Annotated in this window: 16 protein-coding genes and 1 riboswitch; of the genes, 3 read left to right on the forward strand and 13 right to left on the reverse strand. The window is 64.8% G+C overall.

The window, feature by feature from the left end:
• Positions 1 to 79 precede the first annotated feature (79 nt).
• The 7 genes from BC358_RS20225 to BC358_RS20255 all read right to left on the reverse strand — a co-directional run bounded on the left by BC358_RS20225 (position 80) and on the right by BC358_RS20255 (position 6,115).
• A complete protein-coding gene (locus BC358_RS20225; RefSeq protein ID WP_079367216.1) occupies positions 80 to 1,171 on the reverse strand; it encodes a PilW family protein in 1,092 nt (363 codons plus the stop codon).
• 2 nt (positions 1,172 to 1,173) lie between these two features.
• On the reverse strand, positions 1,174 to 1,788 hold the full coding sequence (pilV, locus tag BC358_RS20230) for a type IV pilus modification protein PilV (RefSeq protein ID WP_165961725.1): 615 nt from the start codon (positions 1,786 to 1,788) through the stop codon (positions 1,174 to 1,176).
• 14 nt (positions 1,789 to 1,802) lie between these two features.
• Entirely contained in the window at positions 1,803 to 2,369 is a 567-nt protein-coding gene (locus tag BC358_RS20235; protein ID WP_133158139.1) for a GspH/FimT family pseudopilin, read from the reverse strand.
• Positions 2,370 to 2,564: 195 nt separating this feature from the next.
• Positions 2,565 to 3,104 (reverse strand): GspH/FimT family pseudopilin, encoded by a 540-nt coding sequence (locus BC358_RS20240; RefSeq protein WP_079367218.1) that lies wholly within the window; start codon positions 3,102 to 3,104, stop codon positions 2,565 to 2,567.
• 135 nt (positions 3,105 to 3,239) lie between these two features.
• Positions 3,240 to 3,689, reverse strand: coding sequence for a transcriptional regulator NrdR (nrdR, locus tag BC358_RS20245; protein WP_066158421.1), 450 nt, complete (start codon positions 3,687 to 3,689; stop codon positions 3,240 to 3,242).
• Positions 3,686 to 4,930, reverse strand: a complete 1,245-nt coding sequence (gene glyA / locus BC358_RS20250; protein ID WP_066158424.1) for a serine hydroxymethyltransferase — start codon at positions 4,928 to 4,930, stop codon at positions 3,686 to 3,688. Before glyA ends, nrdR begins: the two co-directional genes overlap by 4 nt.
• 63 nt (positions 4,931 to 4,993) lie before the next feature.
• A riboswitch (ZMP/ZTP riboswitch) is annotated at positions 4,994 to 5,138 on the reverse strand.
• A 53-nt stretch (positions 5,139 to 5,191) separates the two neighbouring features.
• Positions 5,192 to 6,115: a lytic transglycosylase domain-containing protein gene (locus BC358_RS20255; protein WP_079367219.1), complete on the reverse strand. Its 924-nt coding sequence runs from the start codon at positions 6,113 to 6,115 to the stop codon at positions 5,192 to 5,194.
• Between the two features lie 716 nt (positions 6,116 to 6,831).
• Between BC358_RS20255 and BC358_RS20260 the strand changes: the two genes are divergently transcribed.
• Positions 6,832 to 9,501 (forward strand): DUF349 domain-containing protein, encoded by a 2,670-nt coding sequence (locus BC358_RS20260; RefSeq protein ID WP_079367220.1) that lies wholly within the window; start codon positions 6,832 to 6,834, stop codon positions 9,499 to 9,501.
• Positions 9,502 to 9,523: 22 nt separating this feature from the next.
• Here BC358_RS20260 and BC358_RS20265 read toward each other — a convergent pair whose 3' ends face one another.
• From BC358_RS20265 to BC358_RS20290, 6 genes are all read right to left on the reverse strand, one after another.
• Positions 9,524 to 10,369: a zinc-dependent peptidase gene (locus BC358_RS20265; protein WP_079367221.1), complete on the reverse strand. Its 846-nt coding sequence runs from the start codon at positions 10,367 to 10,369 to the stop codon at positions 9,524 to 9,526.
• Positions 10,369 to 11,163, reverse strand: coding sequence for a UDP-2,3-diacylglucosamine diphosphatase (locus tag BC358_RS20270; RefSeq protein ID WP_079367222.1), 795 nt, complete (start codon positions 11,161 to 11,163; stop codon positions 10,369 to 10,371). Before BC358_RS20270 ends, BC358_RS20265 begins: the two co-directional genes overlap by 1 nt.
• Positions 11,164 to 11,186: 23 nt before the next feature.
• Positions 11,187 to 11,693, reverse strand: coding sequence for a peptidylprolyl isomerase (locus tag BC358_RS20275; protein ID WP_079367223.1), 507 nt, complete (start codon positions 11,691 to 11,693; stop codon positions 11,187 to 11,189).
• Between the two features lie 2 nt (positions 11,694 to 11,695).
• Positions 11,696 to 12,421, reverse strand: coding sequence for a peptidylprolyl isomerase (locus BC358_RS20280; protein WP_079367224.1), 726 nt, complete (start codon positions 12,419 to 12,421; stop codon positions 11,696 to 11,698).
• On the reverse strand, positions 12,421 to 13,665 hold the full coding sequence (locus BC358_RS20285; RefSeq protein WP_079367225.1) for a murein L,D-transpeptidase family protein: 1,245 nt from the start codon (positions 13,663 to 13,665) through the stop codon (positions 12,421 to 12,423). Before BC358_RS20285 ends, BC358_RS20280 begins: the two co-directional genes overlap by 1 nt.
• 239 nt (positions 13,666 to 13,904) lie before the next feature.
• Positions 13,905 to 14,864, reverse strand: coding sequence for a nuclear transport factor 2 family protein (locus BC358_RS20290; RefSeq protein WP_179130114.1), 960 nt, complete (start codon positions 14,862 to 14,864; stop codon positions 13,905 to 13,907).
• Positions 14,865 to 15,239: 375 nt separating this feature from the next.
• On the opposite strand from BC358_RS20290, the gene cysS reads away from it, so the two are divergent.
• Together cysS and BC358_RS20300 are read left to right on the forward strand one after the other, a co-directional pair.
• A complete protein-coding gene (gene cysS, locus BC358_RS20295) occupies positions 15,240 to 16,625 on the forward strand; it encodes a cysteine--tRNA ligase (protein ID WP_066158438.1) in 1,386 nt (461 codons plus the stop codon).
• Positions 16,625 to 17,275, forward strand: a complete 651-nt coding sequence (locus BC358_RS20300; RefSeq protein WP_066158440.1) for a DNA-3-methyladenine glycosylase — start codon at positions 16,625 to 16,627, stop codon at positions 17,273 to 17,275. The genes cysS and BC358_RS20300 overlap by 1 nt, the downstream gene beginning before the upstream one ends.
• The last annotated feature ends 28 nt before the right edge of the window (positions 17,276 to 17,303 follow it).

A 17,303-nucleotide genomic window follows, 5' to 3' on the forward strand; every position in this document is an offset into this window, starting at 1 on the left:
GCAATCGGAAGCACGACCCCGCGTTCCGAGCCGTTCTTGGGTATGGGTGTATGACAGCGCATGGTGAGGTTCTCGGGCGTCAGTTGTCGTACATGTACTGCCACGGGTTGCCACCCTCCTCGAAGTCGCGAGGCAGGCCGGGCCGCATGTTTCGAAGCTGGATGGTGGTCACGTATGCGCGGCGGACGAAACGGTCGGTGGCGGTTCGAGAATCGCCTTTGCAGTCGACGTAGGTGCCGAGACCAGCCGTCAACGTGGTGCCATCGGCGTTGGCGGTGCCGACGGGGTTGTCTCCGGTCGGAACAGGTCGTGCACTGCGTGCGAGCAGGCAGATGCGCACCGCCGCGACCCGGGACCAGTTGTTGATGTCTGCAGGGGTGCCCGCGGGAATCGCCAGGTCCTCCAGGGCAGGAAACCGCGGGCTTGCATCCGTTGCGTCCGTTTCTTCGTTTGCGTTGGCATATCCCGCCACCTGGTGAGGCAGGGGGTCTCCCACGGTGGGGAATGCCGTGACGGCGTACTGCACCTGCATGTCTTCGATGTTCGGGATCAGGGCGGTGGCGTTGCCAAATCCTGCACCGGTACGGCCCTGGCAGTACAGCGTGGGGGTGTTTTCATTGGCCGCGTCATTGGCAATGTAGTAGCGGTTGTCGGCCAGGTTCATGCTGGTCACACCGGCCCGCGCGCCTTCTGTGCCTGTCGCGTCCCAAGGCTCGATGGCCTCGTGCGCGCAGTTTCCTGGTCGAGCAACTCCACCAGCATCTTGCGCTGTCTGGCTGTTAAGCAGCGTGGCCTCGTACCTCACGGCCAGGGCATCCGGGCCGTCGCCATCCGCATTGCACGCCAAGTCGGCAAAGGCAGCATCGTAGTCAGTGAATCCACCATCGCAGCCCCGCACCGCTTGCCCGGGGAAGCGCCGGTCTCCCGACGCTTCCACGTTGGAAAACCCGGTCAGGCGAATCTGCTGCTGCAGCAACTCCAGCGCCAGCGCCGCGTCCTCGTTCATCTGGGACTCGAGCGTGCTGCCGCGGGAAGTGGTTGCGGTGTTCACATAGATGATGCCCACAGCGCCCATGAGAAAGAGACCGATGGTCAGCGCAATCATCAGCTCGACCAGGCTCAGGCCTCGCTGGCTGCGTCTAGACGGGTGAAGGTGATTTTTTGAGTTCATGTTCACAGCCCCACCTTGAAGTACATGCAGCTGTATTCCGCTTTGTCGGCTGTGCTGAGGTTGTCCGGGCAGTTGCCCTTTCCAGCGTCGAAGAGGGAGAAGTCGCCCCGGTCATCGTCTTCGTCCCCCTCCGCCGTGGCGGCTTCCTTCCACAACAGCCACACATCCAGATCGCGCGCGTTTGCATCCCGCCGGCTCATCACCACCGCATCGCCTTGCGGCAGGCGGCTGCGGACCGTACGCAAGAACTGGTCAACGTCTGCAGCGGCGAGGGCATCGGCAACGCTTTCTGCATTGGCGGAAACGGCAGGGTCCAGGTCGAGGTTGGTGTCGTCGACTTCGACCGGTGTGCTTTCAAAGTTGTCACTCAGTTCAATGTCATAGCCCTGGCGGTCATATCCGTGCACATTGACGCGGGCACGGTCGGCCAGGTCATTGACCAATGCAATGCCAGTGAGCCGCATTTGCGATGCCTTGTTGTAACTGAAGGTGGCGCCAGAAAGCCCTGCGATGCCCAGCAGCCCCACCGACACCAGCAGGATGGCCACCAGCACCTCGATCATGCTGGCACCCCGGTGGTGGCGGGGTGCAACGGATTTGGTCACGGAGATGTTCATGAAGGCCTTGCTTGTCATGGGAGCTCGGTCGCAACAGACACGCGCCCCACGCGGGAGACGGTGACCTTGTCCACCTTGGTATTGGCGTTCGCACCGGAAGGTGTGACCGTCAGGGTGGTGGTGGCTGAGCCCATCAACCCGTTTGGAAGGAATTGCATCCATTCCACCCCTCCCGAACTGGTGATCGATGCCACACCAGACTGGGCTGACACGACCTTGAGAATGCGCTCATTGGTGTTGACCACCTGGTTGCCCGCGTTGGCCAGCGTGCCCGCCCCGTCATCGACGAACACGATCCAGCCGGTGTTCCACTCGGTGCCGTCAGCGCAGGACTCTCCGTCGGTACTCGGGCAGACCACGATCTGACGGGAGGACTTGATAGATTCGGATCGCGCCAGCTGCAGTGTGGAGGACAGCTCGCGGGTGGCGCTGTCGCGCCGCCACTGGCGCAGCACCTCGCTGAAGCTGGGTGCCGCCAGGGTGGTGAGGATGGCCAGCAGCGCGATGGTCACGACCAACTCCACCAGCGTGAATCCGTGCTGTCTGGCAGAAGGCGTCAGGGGTGAGGGCAGGTGGTTCAATTTGCAGCTCCGTACTGCAATGTATCGCCCGCTTTCGAGGGTCTTCTGCGCGCCCTGACGCGCGGTCGTGTTTGGCGTGCTCAGCGGCAAAAAGCATTCATTTCTCACGCAGTTGTCGCTTTGGGTCGCCACACACACCGCCGACAGATCGCTGCCGCCCTGACGCCGTCTACTCTGTGTCCAGCGAATTTGGCTTCATTCGACCGGCAGACTTGTGCTGAGCCTGACTCTTCCAATTCGATTGACGGTGATTCTCTGACTGGTACCCATCGTGGGGACAATCTCCAGTGTTCCCATTCCAGATGCCATCATTCCCGTTGGCATGAATACGAAGCGCTGGAGCAATGCATTTCCCCGGATGCTTCGAATTCCATGGGAGCCCTGCGAAACAGCGACCAATTTGTCGGAAGGGCCGAATTGACCATTGCCATCGATGTCCTGAAAAACAATCCACCCCGATTTCCATTCTCTGTTGGAGCTCGGAGAGCAGCGAAGGCCATCGACGCTGCTGCACATCACCACGCGCTGGGACCAGCGGATGGCTTCTGATCTGGCGAGCACAAGGTGGTCTGCAATGGCTCGGGTGGCGTGTTCTCTCTGCCATTCAGAGAGCAGGCGGCTCATGGGAGGAATCGCGAGCTGAATGAGAATGGCCAGCAGCGCAGTCGCCACGACCAGTTCCATCAAGGTGTATCCACGGAATTGCGAAGGATGCTGGTGGGATGGCAATCGCATGATGAGTTCGGATGTGTAATGCGTTCGAACTCATTATTCCCGCGCGTTGGCGCCAAATCATGCCTCCGAGGAGGTAAATGACGACGACTTGTCCCTCCAATGGAGGAGGCCCTGTTTCAGCAGTTGAGCCGCGTGTTATCGGCGGACTTCGTCCACGAGCGCGCGGAACTCGTCGATGTCTTCAAAACTGCGGTAAACGCTGGCAAAGCGGATGTAGGCAACCTTGTCGAGCTTCTTGAGCTCGCGCATGACCATTTCGCCCAGCTTGGTCGATGCGACTTCACGGCTGCCCAGGTTGAGCAGCTTTTCTTCAATGCGCTCGATGGCGGCGTCCACCTGTTCGGTGCTCACCGGTCGCTTGCGCAGGGCGAGGGTGAATGAGGCGCGCAGTTTGGCCGGCACGTAGTCCACGCGCCGACCATCCTTCTTCACTACCGCCGGGAAGCTGACCTCTGGCCGCTCATAGGTGGTGAAGCGCTTTTCGCAGTGGCCGCACTGCCTGCGGCGGCGGATGAAGTCCGCGTCTTCGGAAACCCGGGTCTCAACGACCTGGGTTTCCAGATGGCCGCAAAAGGGGCATTTCACCTGTAGACGGGGAAACGGGCCGTCAGGGCATTGACCTTGGCGCGCACCGCTTCGATGTTCGCCGGGTCGCGCGGGTTGTCCAGCACGTCGGCAATCAGGTTGGCGGTGATGCGGGCTTCCTCGTCCTTGAAGCCGCGGGTGGTCATGGCTGGGGTGCCGATGCGCACACCACTGGTCACCATCGGCTTTTCCGGGTCGTTCGGAATTGCGTTCTTGTTGATGGTCATGTGGGCGCTGCCCAGCACAGCCTCGGCTTCCTTGCCGGTGATGCCCTTGGCGCGCAGGTCCACCAGCATGACGTGGCTTTCGGTGCGGCCGCTGACGATGCGCAGACCGCGCTGGGTCAGTGTTTCGGCCACGATCTGGGCGTTCTTCACCACCTGCTGTTGATAGGCCTTGAACTCGGGCTGCAGCGCTTCCTTGAAGGCAACGGCTTTGGCGGCGATGACGTGCATCAGCGGGCCGCCCTGCAGACCGGGGAAGATGGCGCTGTTGATGGCCTTCTCGTGTTCGGCCTTCATCAGGATGATGCCGCCGCGCGGGCCACGCAGGCTCTTGTGGGTGGTAGAGGTCACCACGTCGGCGAATGGCACCGGGTTGGGATACACGCCCGCGGCGATCAGGCCGGCGTAGTGGGCCATGTCGACCATGAAGATGGCGCCTATTTCCTTGGCGATCTTGGCAAAGCGCTCGAAGTCGATGCGCAGGCTGTATGCGGACGCCCCGGCGACGATGAGCTTGGGCTTGTGCTCGCGGGCCTTGGCTTCCATGACGTCGTAGTCGATCGCTTCGTTCTTGTCGAGGCCGTAGCTGACCACGTTAAACCACTTGCCCGACATGTTCAGCGGCATGCCGTGGGTGAGGTGGCCTCCTTCGGCCAGGCTCATGCCCATGATGGTGTCCCCGGGCTTGAGGAAGGCCAGGAAGACGGCCTCGTTGGCCGAGGCGCCGCAGTGCGGCTGCACGTTGGCGGCATCGGCACCGAAGATCTGCTTGACGCGGTCGATGGCCAGCTGTTCGGCCACGTCGACGTACTCGCAGCCGCCGTAGTAGCGCTTGCCGGGGTAGCCCTCGGCGTACTTGTTGGTCAACTGGGTGCCCTGGGCGGCCATCACGGCCGGCGAGGCGTAGTTCTCGCTGGCGATCAGCTCGATGTGGTGTTCCTGGCGGGCGTTTTCCGCTTGAATGGCCTTGAACAGCTCGGGGTCGGTTTGCTCGATGAGGATGTTGCGGTCGTACATGGTTTGGCAGTCTCGGGACGGTCTCGGATGAGATGGGACCCCGCGCACTCTCTGAAAAGCGGCAGGGACTGCCCAGGCGAACGGCTGAACACCCGTAGAGCGGGCGGTGCGCTTCCCAGTGGTTGTCCCGCTCGCGGGGAGCGGGGGGCCACGTCAGCACGGACGGCAGGTGGCTGCCGCGCGCCTATCGCCAGTTGCGCACCTGTGTAGTTTATCCGAGTGGCGAGGTGCCCGCAGGCCTCGGAGCTTGGCGGTCTGTGGTCAGGAACTGGTGAGAGCGGCGTCGGCTGCCGGTTCAACCGGCAGGCCGGCAGGGATGGCTTCGGGCTGGGGATCGAGCAGCCCGGTCTGGGTTGGCTCGATCGGCTCCGGCGCGGCGGGCGCAGGCGCGGCGGTGAAGATCGGGAAGGAAGTCGGCATCGGTTTGCCCAGCGCCACGCTCTGGATCCGAAGGTGCTCGGCCATGACTTTGTTGATGTAGCCGCTGCCGTCGGTGGTCACCGCCCCCACGTAGAGCCGCAGTCCACCTTCGACAGAGCCGGCCTGCTTGATGCAATCCTGGAGCACCTTGACGCCGACCCGCAGATTGGAAAGGGGGTCGAAGGCGGCCATGGCGCCCCCGTAGTCGTCGTACTTGTCGGTGTGGACGCGGGTGAGCACCTGCATCAGGCCCTGAGCGCCCACAGGGCTCTGCGCGTAGGGATTGAAGCGCGACTCGATGGCCATGACTGCCAGGATCAGTGTCGGATCAAGGCGCACCTTGGCCCCGACCGCAAAGGCTTCGGCCACCAATGCGCCCAGCGGCTCCGGCGCCACACGGTATTTGCGGCTGAGCCACTGGGTCACGGCAGCCTGCTGTTTGGGCAGAAGGGGGGGCGGAGCGACCGCAAGGCGGTCGTCATTGCTGTTTTCCGGCATGGGGGCGGCGTCATCTGCTGCCACCACGGCCGAATCCTGGCGCTCCTGCAACCAGCTCAGCAGCAACTGCTCCATATTCGAGCGCAGTTCGCTTTGCACGGCGAGTGCAATGACCAGCACCGCAAAGCCAGCACCCAGCGCGACCATGCCGTTGCGGGTGAGGGCGACGAAGCCCCTGTACGCATCGGCGAGCGCTATGAACACGGCAGATTGGACAGCTGAGGCGCTGCTCTTTTGCTGCGCCTCTGAAATGGAAAGCGTTGTCATGTTGTCGCTCCTTGCAGGGCTGCGCCGACCACAAGGTCTGATGCAGCGGTGAGGGGGGCGCCATCAATGGCGGTTTCGCGGGCACCTGTGGTGTTTGAGGGGTGCCGACGTCGTAGGGTTTACCCGGAACGGAAAACGGGGCGAATGGTATGTGCCCGTTAATGTTCGGTCAATGTTTTAAACGACGTTTAAAACAATATTTGGTTATTAAGAGAATGGAGATTTGGCCCTTGTTTGCAGATTCCTAGCGGCGGGTCCAGCACACATGCAGGTTGCCGTCCATCCGCCTTTTCGATGCCGTTCGTCGGGTAAGCCAGTCGTTGCACCTGGTTGCAGCACGGGGTGCTACCGCCAGTCGGACAGACTGAAGTGCACGGGTAACTAAGCGTCTCTGCGCTTGAAATCGAGACGCTTCCGGCGTAATCTTCAACCGTCGGTTGTGATGACCGGCATTCAGCCGATCAGGCAGTTCAGCTGCCAGTCGGCTCCCAATGGAAGCAATCTCTTGCTTCCAGGCGTCAGGGACATTCAACTCCCTGTCTGCCAGCCCCGACGGCAAGTGCAGTTTGCCCGCCGTCAACCCCGGCAGGCTCTCCTGCCGGGGTTTCTTTTTTGGGCCAGCGCATCAGGTCGTTGGCGGGTCATCCCGGGCGACAATAGCGGATGTGGTCCATCGCCCGTCGGCGTGGGCGTCTCTCACTGCTGTACCTATCAATATGTCGCTGTTCTCCCTGCGCAAGAGCGCGCCCCAGTCTCCCACGCCCGATCCCGCCGCGACACCGGCCGGCGGTGGCGGGGCCGCCTCGACCCCGTCGTCCCACCCTCTGGATGCATTGACGGGAGGTGCGTTTTCCGCACCTACGAGTGGAGAACGCGCGGCCCGCGTGCGTGCTTGGTTGCAGACCGAGCCAGGCTGGGAGGCCATGAACGAGGTGTTCAAGGAACTGTCCCAGCGGGACCGCGGGGCCGCCAAGCCTCTGAAGGAAAAGCTCGACGAACTCAAGCGCCAGAAGGCCCAGGAGCACATTGGCGTGGAATGGGCCCAGAAAGCCCAAGCGCTGATTGCGCAGTCGCGGCTGAACCTGGCCGACGCCATGGCTTGGCAGCGCGATGCCGCGCGGGCAGGGGCGCCGCTGTCGCGCGAACCACTCGCAGGGCTCAAGGCGGCGCTGGCCGAGCGGGTCAAGGCCATTGAAGACCTGCAGCACCGGGTGCAGGTCGAGCGCGAGTCCGCTGTGTTGATGGCCCAGCGCATCGAAATCCTCTCGACCAAGTCATGGAAAGAGGCCCAGGCGGGCATTGATGGGCTGCGGGCGGATGTCCAGCAGTGGCAGGCGCAGGCCAGTGGGCTGGCCGACGACCCCCAGTGGCCCAGCGTGGAGGTGCGGTTTCCTCCCATGCTGGAGGCATCGCGACAGCAGTTGCAACTGGTCTGGGACGCCTTTGAAGCCGCACTGGCCCAGGCCGCGGCCGCCGATGCGGACCCGCACGCGCCATTGCCGGCAGTTCCGGTGTGGGCCGATGAGTTGAGGCAGGCGCGTGGCATCGAGACGCCTGCTGAGGCCGACAAGACCGACACGCAGGCGGCCGAGCGCCGCGCCCGGGCGCAGGCGGAGCTGCAGAAGGCTTTGGAATCGCTTGAGCGTGAGCTGGCGCAAGGACATGGCAAGGCCACGCCCAAGGCTGCGGCCGATGTCCGTGCGCTGCTCCGTTCGTCGGGGCGGCTGGTCGGGGCTGAGCTCGAAGGCAAGGCGAACGCGATTCTGGCCCAGGCCGGTGAACTGGAAGACTGGCAGCGCTGGCGCGCCGACCAGTTGCGTGAGGAGCTGGTTCGCAAAGCCGAAGCTCTGATGGCAGCGCCAGAAGGGCAGCGTCTGGGTGGCCGCAAGATGCAGGAAACCCTGCGCAGCCTTCGGGACCAATGGAAGACGACGGACCAAGGCGGGCCAGCGAACCACGCCCTCTGGAAGCGCTTCGATGAGGCCTGCACCTTGGCGCACAAGGAGGTTGAGGTCTGGCTGAGCCAGGTGCGCCAGCAGGCGGAGGCCCACAGGGCCCAGCGGCTGGCGATCATCGACGAGGTCAAAGCCTGGACCTCGGCCCACGCTGGTCAGAGCGACTGGAAAAATCAGATCCGCGACCTGCACGCGTTCTCCGAGCGCTGGCGCGAGGCCGGACACCTGAGTGAAAAGGCATTTGCCGAGCTGCAGCCCCTCTGGAAGGCCGCCATGCAGGCCGCTCACGTCGAACTGGAGGCTGCCCAGGCACAGAGCGTGGCGCGTCGCCGCGCCATGATCGACGAGGCGGTGGCACTGGGCGAGGCGCCTCAGCTGCGCATCGATGCGGTGAAGGCCTTGCAGCAGCGCTGGCAGGCCGAGGCACACGCGGTGCCGCTGGAGCGAAAGCAGGAACAGAAGCTCTGGGAGGCGTTCCGCCAGCCGATCGACGCTGCGTTCCAGCGCAAGAGCTCCGAGCGGGAACGCGCCGTGGCCACGCTGAACGCACACGACCAGCGCGTGCTGGATGCTGCTCGTGCGCTCGATGCCGCCAGCGCCAGCGGCGATGCCCAGCAGATCCGTGCAGCGCAGGCGGCGCTTGAGCAGGCGATGCGGGGTGAACCCCCTGCTCGGGAAGAGGCGGCCAACGCTCCCGCCTTGGATGGCGCGACGCCACAAGCTGAGACCGCTCCTGAGGCCGCCGATTCGCCCGAGGCAGTGCCGAAGCCAGCATCCGCGCCGGCCCGCAAGCTGGTGGCCATGCGTGGTGACGACCGGCCGGGCATGAAAAAGGCAGAGCCCGCCGGGCGCGACGAGCGCCGTGGACCCGCTGGACGGGATGGTCGCGGGGCTCGGGACGCCGGAAGAGGCTCGCGCGATGGCTGGGGGGATGCCCGCCCGCCCCGCGAACCGCGGGGTGCACCGGCTCCCAGGCTGGGCGATGCGGCGTTCCGCGCACAGCGCCAGGCGCTTGAGCATGCCGAAGCGGCGCTGCGCAAGCTGGCGGCGCAGGCGCATGGTGAGGTGCTCACGCAGTTGCTGACTGCCTGGGAGAAGCGCGATCCGTCGGCAGTGCCGGCAGCCCAGGCCTTGGGCGGCCGTGGGGTGACGGCGGCGCGCGGCTCCTGGGTGCAGTCGCTGGGAGCGGCGCCGTCCGCGGCCATACCCGCCGAGGCCTTGTTGCGCCTGGAGATGGCGGCCGAAGTGCCCACGCCCGCCGAACAGGTGGAGGCGCGCCGGCTTCTGCAGCTGCAGCTGCTGACCCGGCGCCACGAGGCCGCTCCGGCGGACACCTGGCCACAGGATGTGGGGCGTGTGCTGGCCGCACCGTTCGACGCAGGTTCCGCGCGGCGCCTGCAGCAGGCGCTGAAGGTGCTGCTGCGGCGCTGATCCGTCCGGCCCGCCCGGGTGCTCAGGCGTCCGGGCGGAAGAAGCCGTCGTAAAGCGCGAGGAGCGCGGGAAACTCCTGGCCGAACCGGAGTCTGCTGACGAAGTAGGCCTCGCAGGTTACGGCAAAAAACTCCGCAGGGTTCGTTGCAGCGTAGTCGTCCAGCCAGGGCCGTTCGGCGCCGAATCGCTCTGCCATGGACACGCTTTCCCGGAAGTGGTCGTAGGCCTGCGTCATGGTGCTCCGCCAGTGTTCCCGAGCCTGGGCATCGCTGCGAGTGCTCCAGAGCCCCGCAACCAGGGCGGGCGCGCCGTCCGGGTTGCCCCCTGCATGCATGCCCCGCATGTCGATCTTGTGCACGAACTCGTGAATCACAACGTTGCTGCCGGTGCCGGCGGCATCGGGAGCCTGGCTAACCTCCTCCCAGCTCAGCATGACCGGCCCCCGGTCCATGGCTTCGCCAGCCAGCACTTCCTCGTAGTGGTGAACCACCCCGCTGGCGTCGGCGACGCGTCGGCGTGCCAGCGCGGCCCCCGGCTGCACCACGATGCCGACGAAGTCGTCGTACCAGGCCAGCGCGTCCAGCGGATTCGACGCGGCTTGGCCTGAGGGAGGACGGATGTGCAGCAGGGGCAGGCAGGCCTGGGCGGCAATCGCCAGCGCCATGGGGTCGGTCACGACCAGCCCGTGGGCGCCATGAAATTCCTTTTCCATCAGGAAGTGGCCGCTGAGCTGGCGCAGGCGGAAGCGATCCGGCCCGGAGAGCTCCGCCAGAAAGGGGTGGGACCCAAGAATGGCCGACCACGGCCCGTCGGGCAGTTGGGGCTCCGAACGCCAGCGGCGCGGAAGCCAGCGCTGCAGTGTCTGCATCACGGGCGCAGATGCGAAAAGCCGCTGTGGCTGAGGCGCAGGATGTCCAGCCGGGCTGGGGTGGCTGCGGCGTCCCAGTCGCTAAGCACCACGCGTTGCAGACCCTCTCCCAGGTCGTGCGTCGCAGGGCGGTGGGTGTGTCCGTGGATCAGTGTGGCGGCACCAGCGGCTCGGAGCCAGCGGCGCGCCTCTTCCGCGTCGACATCCGCCCACAGCGCAGGGTCGTGCGCCAGGCTCTTCTTGCGGGCTTCGCTGCGTTCGCGCAGGTCGCGCGCCACGGCTTCCCGCTGGGCGAGCGGTTGGGCCAGGAAGCTGCGCTGCCATTCTGCAGAGCGGACCATGGCCCGGAAGGCCAGGTAGTCGGTGTCGTCCAGGCACAGCGCGTCGCCGTGGCTGAGCAGCCAGCGCTCACCCATGAATTCGAGCACTGTGGGATCATCCAGACCCTGCATGCCGCAGGCGCTCAGGGCAGAGGGGCCAACGAGGAAATCCCGGTTGCCGCACATGAAGAACACCGGCGTGTCGATGCTGTGCTGGTGCAGCTGCCGGGCGCACAGGGCGCCGAAGGAGTCCGGGTTCTCCAGCGCATCGTCTCCGACCCACACTTCAAACAGGTCGCCGAGAATGAACAGTGCATCGGCCCGTTCCTCTGGCGGGCGTTCCAGGTAGCGCCACCAGGCGCCCAAGGTCTGTGGCTCCCCGGGGTGCAGATGGAGGTCTGAAATGAAATCGACCGCCTGCCAGTGCGCGGGGGCGCGCAGCTCGGCAAAGCGGTCGATAGGCAGGTTCGTCATCGGTCAGGGATGCACCCTGAGCCTCAGAGCGCGACGGCCTTTTCGATCACCACGTCCTGCTTGGGCACGTCGTCGTGGAAGCCGCGGCGACCGGTGGGGGTGGCTTCGATCTTCTTCACCACATCGGACCCCGACACCACCTTGCCGAACACCGCATAGCCCCAGCCCTGGGCGCTCGGAGCGGTGTGGTTCAGGAAAGCGTTGTTGGCGACGTTGATGAAGAACTGGGCGCTGGCCGAATGCGGGTCGCTGGTGCGCGCCATGGCCACGGTGTAGATCTCGTTGCGCAGGCCATTGTTGGCTTCGTTCTGGATCGGGGCGTCGGTGGCTTTCTGGTTCATGCCGGGCTCGAAGCCGCCGCCCTGCACCATGAAGCCGGGGATCACGCGATGGAACACGGTGTTGTTGTAGTGGCCCTTGTTGACGTAGGCCAGGAAGTTGGCGGTCGTCAGGGGGGCTTTTTCTGCGTCGAGTTCAAGCGTGATGACGCCGAGGCCCGTGATGTGCAGTTCGACCTGGGGGTTGGCCATGTTCAGTTCTCCAGAGTGGCTTTGAGGATGGTGACGGGCGTCTTGGGGACATCCGTCGGGAAGGGGCCGCCGGCACCGGTGGGCGTGGCCTTGATCTTGTTGACCACGTCCATGCCGGCGATCACCTTGCCGAACACGGTGTAGCCAAACAGTTGTCCGGCCGCCAGCAGATTGGCGCGAGGCACATTTTCATAGACACGGCCGCCGTATTCGAAGCGCGGCACTGGATCCCCTGGCGGGATGGGGGTCGGGTCCAGGAAGGCGTTGTCCTTGGCGTTGATGAAAAACTGGGCGGTTGCGGAGTGCGGGTCGTTGGTGCGCGCCATGGCGACCGTGCCCGCCACGTTGCGCGGGCCACCTCGCTCCAGCGCCGCCTGGCCCTCGTGCACCACCGGTGCGCGGGTGGGCTTCTCGCGGTAGCGGGCGTCGTATCCGCCACCCTGGACCATGAAGTTGTTGATCACGCGGTGGAAGACCGTGCCGTCGTAGTGTTTGTCACGGACGTATTGAAGGAAGTTTTCGACCGTCTTGGGTGCCTTGTCGGGGTACAGCTCCAGCACGATGTCACCGGCCGAGGTGCTCAGGCGAACTTTGGGGTTCGACGCGCCGGCGGCCCTGGCATCCGATATGGACAGGGCGCCGAAGGTGCATGCCGCCAGGGTGGCGAGTACAAGGGTGCGCACCGAGGTCCGGCGGTTCAGGGTGGTGTGATCGAACTCGGACAGCATCAGGGAGTCCCTTCATGAAAAATCTTCCACTGGTCGCTTTCACGAGCCCAGTACTGGCGCCGGGTCACCCCTCGGCTCTGACCTTGTGGCACCTCTCCGAAGGTGACCACCATCGTGTCCTGCTGGTCCTGCCAGCGGAGCACGGAAACATCCTTGATGTCGACTGCTCTCGCGCCTTTGGCGGAGTCTGGACCAGCCTCCGGTCGGCCGCCGCCGGACCCGCTCCCGGCGAGCAACTTGCTGGAGTAGAACGCGCTCAGGCGTTCGCTCTGGCCCGCGCTCTTGGCTTCTTTCCAGGAGGCCAGTGCGCTTTCGAACGCAAGCCGTTCGGCTTCGAGTTCCTCCGGTTGCACCCATTGGAGTTCGGGGGCGATCACCACCGGCGTGGTGCGGATCTGCACGGTGGCCAGCAGTCGTTCGAGATCCGGGTTGGACAGCACCACGCAGCCGTCCGACGCTTGTGGCGCCCGGACAAACTGCTCGCGCGGTGTTCCATGCAGCCAGATGCCGCTGCCGGTCTTGCCGCGCTGCAGGTCCAGCGGGTTCGGGTAGTTGATGGGCAGCGCACCGACGCCATAGAGGTCGGGCAGGCTGTCGGGGTGCAGATTGCTGGTGATGTAGTAGACGCCCAGAGGTGTGCGCTTGTCGCCTTCGACCTCTTTCTCGATGCCCGACAAGCCGACCGAGATGTAGAAGTCGCCCAGCAGCTTGAGCCTGGGAGGGGCCGCCAGCAAGCCGTTCGTACCGCCGGACGGCGTCTGGTTCTCGAACAGGTACAGGCGTGACCGGGACGCGTCGACGGCGATCGCATGCCTGCTCTGGGAGGAGAGGCTCAGGAACTGGGAAGGAATGGCTCCTTCGGGTGGTCTTTCGGTCAACGCACGTAGGCGTCGGCGCGACTCGTCCCGAAGAACGGCGAGCTGCTGCGCCGCTGCAATAGCGGTGGTGTCGGGCACGTCACCCAGCTGGCGGACCGGCCGGACCTGCAGGCTCAGCAGGTCTCCGTGCACGAGGTGAGCGAGGTGGAAGTTGGGGTGATCGCGGACCAGGCGATCGGCTTGTGACAGCGCCTCGCGGTGCTGGCCCTGGCTGATGAGACGGTAGATATCGATCAGCCTGGCCTCGGCCCGACCCAACAAAGGGGCGACGCGGGCCATGGCGTCGTCCGACAACGGTTGTGGTCGCAGGCCGGAGGGCCTGGTCACCGACTTGATGGCATCGGACGCGTCGTGCATCCGGGCCATGGCGGCATCAATGATCGACGGGCCGGTTACCGCGGTGTCCGTTGAGGTCGATCCTGCAGGCGAGTCGTCCCGGAAGAGCCGGGGATCCACAGGTCCCTGGTGCAAGAACGCAAGGAGAGAGCCTGACAGGGCTGCAAATGCCAAGGCTCCGATCAGCCATCGGGGCAGGCCGGAAACGGTGCGCAGGGAGGCGGCTGGTACGCTGGCGTGACCCCGTTGGAAAAACCGCCGACCGGCCATCAGGATCCCGTGGATTCGCGCACGATCAGCCAGCGATTCCCGCTCCTGACCAAGTCCAGTGTCTTGCGGCTTGTCACACTCAGTGAATCGGAAGAGTAAGCCTGACGGAACTTGGCAGAGGCCCGGTCACCGTTGACCGAAACGGAGAGTTCGCTGATGTCCACGTCGATGCGGTTGCGCGGCATGATGCGGGCCTTGCGGTCGGCTTCCCACTCGCTGCGGCTCTGGCCGCCAGGAGGGGTGAAATTGCCGGCGTACGCACCCAGGTAGCCCGACATGTTCTTGCTGGACCAGGCCTTGGCCCAGGCCGCCACGGCTGATTCCACATCGCTTTCGGCGTTGCCGGTGGCAGCAGGCGCCTGGGCGGCGGGTGCCGCGACAGGAGCAGATGCTGCGGGCTTGGCTGCGGCGACAGGCGGCGCCGAAGTTCCTGGAGCAGCCGCTGGCTTGGCACCCTTGGCGTCGGTGGCGAACAGGTTGCGGATCAGGCTCAGCTTGGGGGCCACTCCGGCATTTCCTGCATCCAGCTGCAAGGCCTTGCTGTAGGCCTGACTGGCGAGCTTGGCGTAGACGTCGCCCAGGTTTTCGTGCGCTGTGGCGTAACTGGGATTGGTGCGAATCGCCATTTCGAGCGCCGCTCGTGCCTTGTCAAACTGGCTCTGGCCTGCGTACAGGACGGCTAGGTTGTTGTAGGGTTCGGGCAACTCGGGGAACTCCTCGGTCAGCTTCTGGAAGGTGGCGACGGCATCGGCCTGTTTGCCACTTTCGGTCTGGATGACGCCCTTGAGAAAGCGCATCTGGGGGTCCCGGGGCTTGCCGGCGAGGTACTGGTCGGCCTTGTTCATGGCCTCAGAGAACTGTCCGGCACGCAACAGGCGATTGACCTCTGCGTAGTCGTCGGACTGGGCCTGTGTCAGCGGCGCGGCGAGGGCGGCTGACACTGCGACGCACATGGCCATCAGGCGCAGCGAAGCGAAGGGTCGCCGGGTGCCGAAACTGCGGGACTTGACGGGCTGGGCAGAGGGAAATTGCATGGGGTTGATCATGTGACCTCAGATGGCGACAACAGCAAACCGAAGGCCGGCCTGCGCCGGTCGGCGAATACTATAGCGCTCCTGTGTGTGGGCATCGAAAATGCCGGTGGCGCACTGGGCTGGATATACTGGCGCATTGTATCTGAGGGCCCCCGCCAGGCCCCGCAGTCCGGTGGTCGCGCGACACCGGTGTAATGTCCGCTGTTCTCGCGCTTCTTTTCCCTGAACCCTGTCGACGTCCGGGTCGAGATGCTCCCTGCATGCAGGTGCGCTCCAGCCGGGTCATTCGGCTGGCCTTCCATGTCCTTGCGAATCTTCAACACCCTCTCGCGCGGCGTCGAGCCGTTTCTGCCGCTCGATCCCGGGCATGTGCGCATGTATGTCTGTGGCATGACCGTCTACGACCTCTGCCACCTCGGTCATGCCCGGTCGATGCTGGCGTTCGATGTGGTGCAGCGCTGGCTCAAGGCCAGCGGGTATCGCGTCACCTATGTGCGCAATGTGACGGACATCGACGACAAGATCATCGCCCGTGCGGTCAGGAACGGTGAAACCATCACCCAGCTGACCAACCGCATGATCGAGGCGCTGCACCAGGACGCGGATGCGCTGGGCATCGAGCGGCCCACTCACGAGCCGCGCGCCACCGACTACGTGCCGCAAATGCTGGGCATCGTGCGCCAACTGGAAGACAAAGGGCTGGCCTATCGCAGTCCCAATGGCGATGTGAACTACGCGGTGCGCAAGTTCCCTGGCTACGGCAAGCTCTCCGGCAAGTCGCTGGACGATCTGCGCGCTGGCGAGCGTGTCGCAGTAGACGACGGCAAGCAGGACCCGCTGGACTTCGTGCTCTGGAAATCGGCCAAGGCCGAGGAGCCTGCCGAGGCGAAGTGGGACAGTCCCTACGGCAGCGGTCGACCGGGCTGGCACATTGAGTGCTCTGCCATGAGCTGCGAGATGCTGGGTGAGAGCTTCGACATCCACGGCGGTGGCGCTGATCTGCAGTTTCCACACCACGAGAACGAGATCGCCCAGAGCGAGGGTGCGACTGGCCAGCCGCTGGCGCGCTTCTGGATGCACAACGGCTTCGTGCGGGTGGACAACGAAAAGATGTCCAAGAGCCTGGGCAATTTCTTCACCATCCGCGAGGTGCTGGAGAAGTACGACGCCGAGACGGTGCGCTTCTTCGTGCTGCGCGCCCACTACCGAAGCGCCCTGAACTACAGCGATGCCCATCTGGACGATGCACGCTCGGCCCTCAAGCGCCTCTACACCGCGCTGGCCGCGGTCAGGGCCGAGGTGCCCGAGAGCATTGACTGGAACCAGCCGTCTGCCGCCCGGTTCAAGGTCGCCATGGACGAGGATTTCGGTACGCCCGAGGCCGTCGCCGTGTTGTTCGATCTGGCCAGCGAAGTGAACCGCACCCGCGATGCCTCGCTGGCCGGTGTGTTGCAGGCGCTCGGGGGCGTGCTGGGTCTGTTGCAGCAGGATCCGCAAAGCTATCTGCAAGCGGGTGGCGCCGGTGATGGCCTGGACGAAGCCGCCATTGCTGATCAGATTGCGGCCCGGGCCGCCGCCAAAGCCGCCAAGAACTTCTCCGAGGCGGACCGTATCCGCCAGGCGCTGTTGGCCCAGGGCATCGTGCTCAAGGACAGTCCTGCCGGCACCACCTGGGAGCGTGCCTGATGGTGACCTCGCAATTGCCCGATGTCGGGCCCGATGCGCCGCTGTATTGGCAGGAGGCATGTCGGCATCTGATGAAGCGCGATCGGGTGATGAAAAAGCTGATCCCGCAGCACGCGGGTGCCAGCCTTCAGTCTCGGGGCGATGCGTTTGTCACGCTGGCCCGCAGCATCGTGGGGCAGCAGATATCGGTCAAGGCGGCGCAATCCGTGTGGGACCGATTCGAAAAGCTGCCGCGCAAGATGACGCCGGCCTATGTGCTCAAGCTCAAAGTGGACGACATGCGGGCAGCCGGTCTGTCAGCACGCAAGGTCGAGTACCTGGTGGACCTGGCGCTTCACTTTGCCAACGATCAGGTGCACGTCGACAAGTGGGCCGAGATGGACGACGAGGCGATCATCGCCGAGTTGGTGGCCATCCGCGGCATTGGCCGCTGGACCGCCGAGATGTTCCTGATTTTTCACCTGATGCGTCCGAACGTGCTGCCGCTGGACGACATCGGCCTGCAGAACGGCATCAGCCGCGCCTACTTTTCCGGTGAACCGGTCAGCCGCAGCGAGATCCGCGAAGTGGCTGCCTCCTGGGCGCCTTACTGCAGCGTCGCCACTTGGTATATTTGGCGCTCGCTGGACCCACTGCCGGTCAGCTACTGAGCCCTTCGGGGCTTTCCTGTTTCCGGAC

Source organism: Hydrogenophaga sp. H7 (assembly GCF_002025745.1).
Classification (GTDB): domain Bacteria; phylum Pseudomonadota; class Gammaproteobacteria; order Burkholderiales; family Burkholderiaceae_C; genus Hydrogenophaga; species Hydrogenophaga pseudoflava.

Coding starts and splice junctions, on each gene's coding strand:
- BC358_RS20225 (WP_079367216.1), bottom strand. CDS start 1,171: ATGAACTCAAAAAATCACCTTCACCCGTCTAGACGCAGCCAGCGAGGC.
- pilV (WP_165961725.1), bottom strand. CDS start 1,788: ATGAACATCTCCGTGACCAAATCCGTTGCACCCCGCCACCACCGGGGT.
- BC358_RS20240 (WP_079367218.1), bottom strand. CDS start 3,104: ATGCGATTGCCATCCCACCAGCATCCTTCGCAATTCCGTGGATACACC.
- glyA (WP_066158424.1), bottom strand. CDS start 4,930: ATGTACGACCGCAACATCCTCATCGAGCAAACCGACCCCGAGCTGTTC.
- BC358_RS20255 (WP_079367219.1), bottom strand. CDS start 6,115: ATGACAACGCTTTCCATTTCAGAGGCGCAGCAAAAGAGCAGCGCCTCA.
- BC358_RS20260 (WP_079367220.1), top strand. CDS start 6,832: ATGTCGCTGTTCTCCCTGCGCAAGAGCGCGCCCCAGTCTCCCACGCCC.
- BC358_RS20265 (WP_079367221.1), bottom strand. CDS start 10,369: ATGCAGACACTGCAGCGCTGGCTTCCGCGCCGCTGGCGTTCGGAGCCC.
- BC358_RS20270 (WP_079367222.1), bottom strand. CDS start 11,163: ATGACGAACCTGCCTATCGACCGCTTTGCCGAGCTGCGCGCCCCCGCG.
- BC358_RS20275 (WP_079367223.1), bottom strand. CDS start 11,693: ATGGCCAACCCCCAGGTCGAACTGCACATCACGGGCCTCGGCGTCATC.
- BC358_RS20280 (WP_079367224.1), bottom strand. CDS start 12,421: ATGCTGTCCGAGTTCGATCACACCACCCTGAACCGCCGGACCTCGGTG.
- BC358_RS20285 (WP_079367225.1), bottom strand. CDS start 13,665: ATGGCCCGGATGCACGACGCGTCCGATGCCATCAAGTCGGTGACCAGG.
- BC358_RS20290 (WP_179130114.1), bottom strand. CDS start 14,864: ATGGCCATGTGCGTCGCAGTGTCAGCCGCCCTCGCCGCGCCGCTGACA.
- cysS (WP_066158438.1), top strand. CDS start 15,240: ATGTCCTTGCGAATCTTCAACACCCTCTCGCGCGGCGTCGAGCCGTTT.
- BC358_RS20300 (WP_066158440.1), top strand. CDS start 16,625: ATGGTGACCTCGCAATTGCCCGATGTCGGGCCCGATGCGCCGCTGTAT.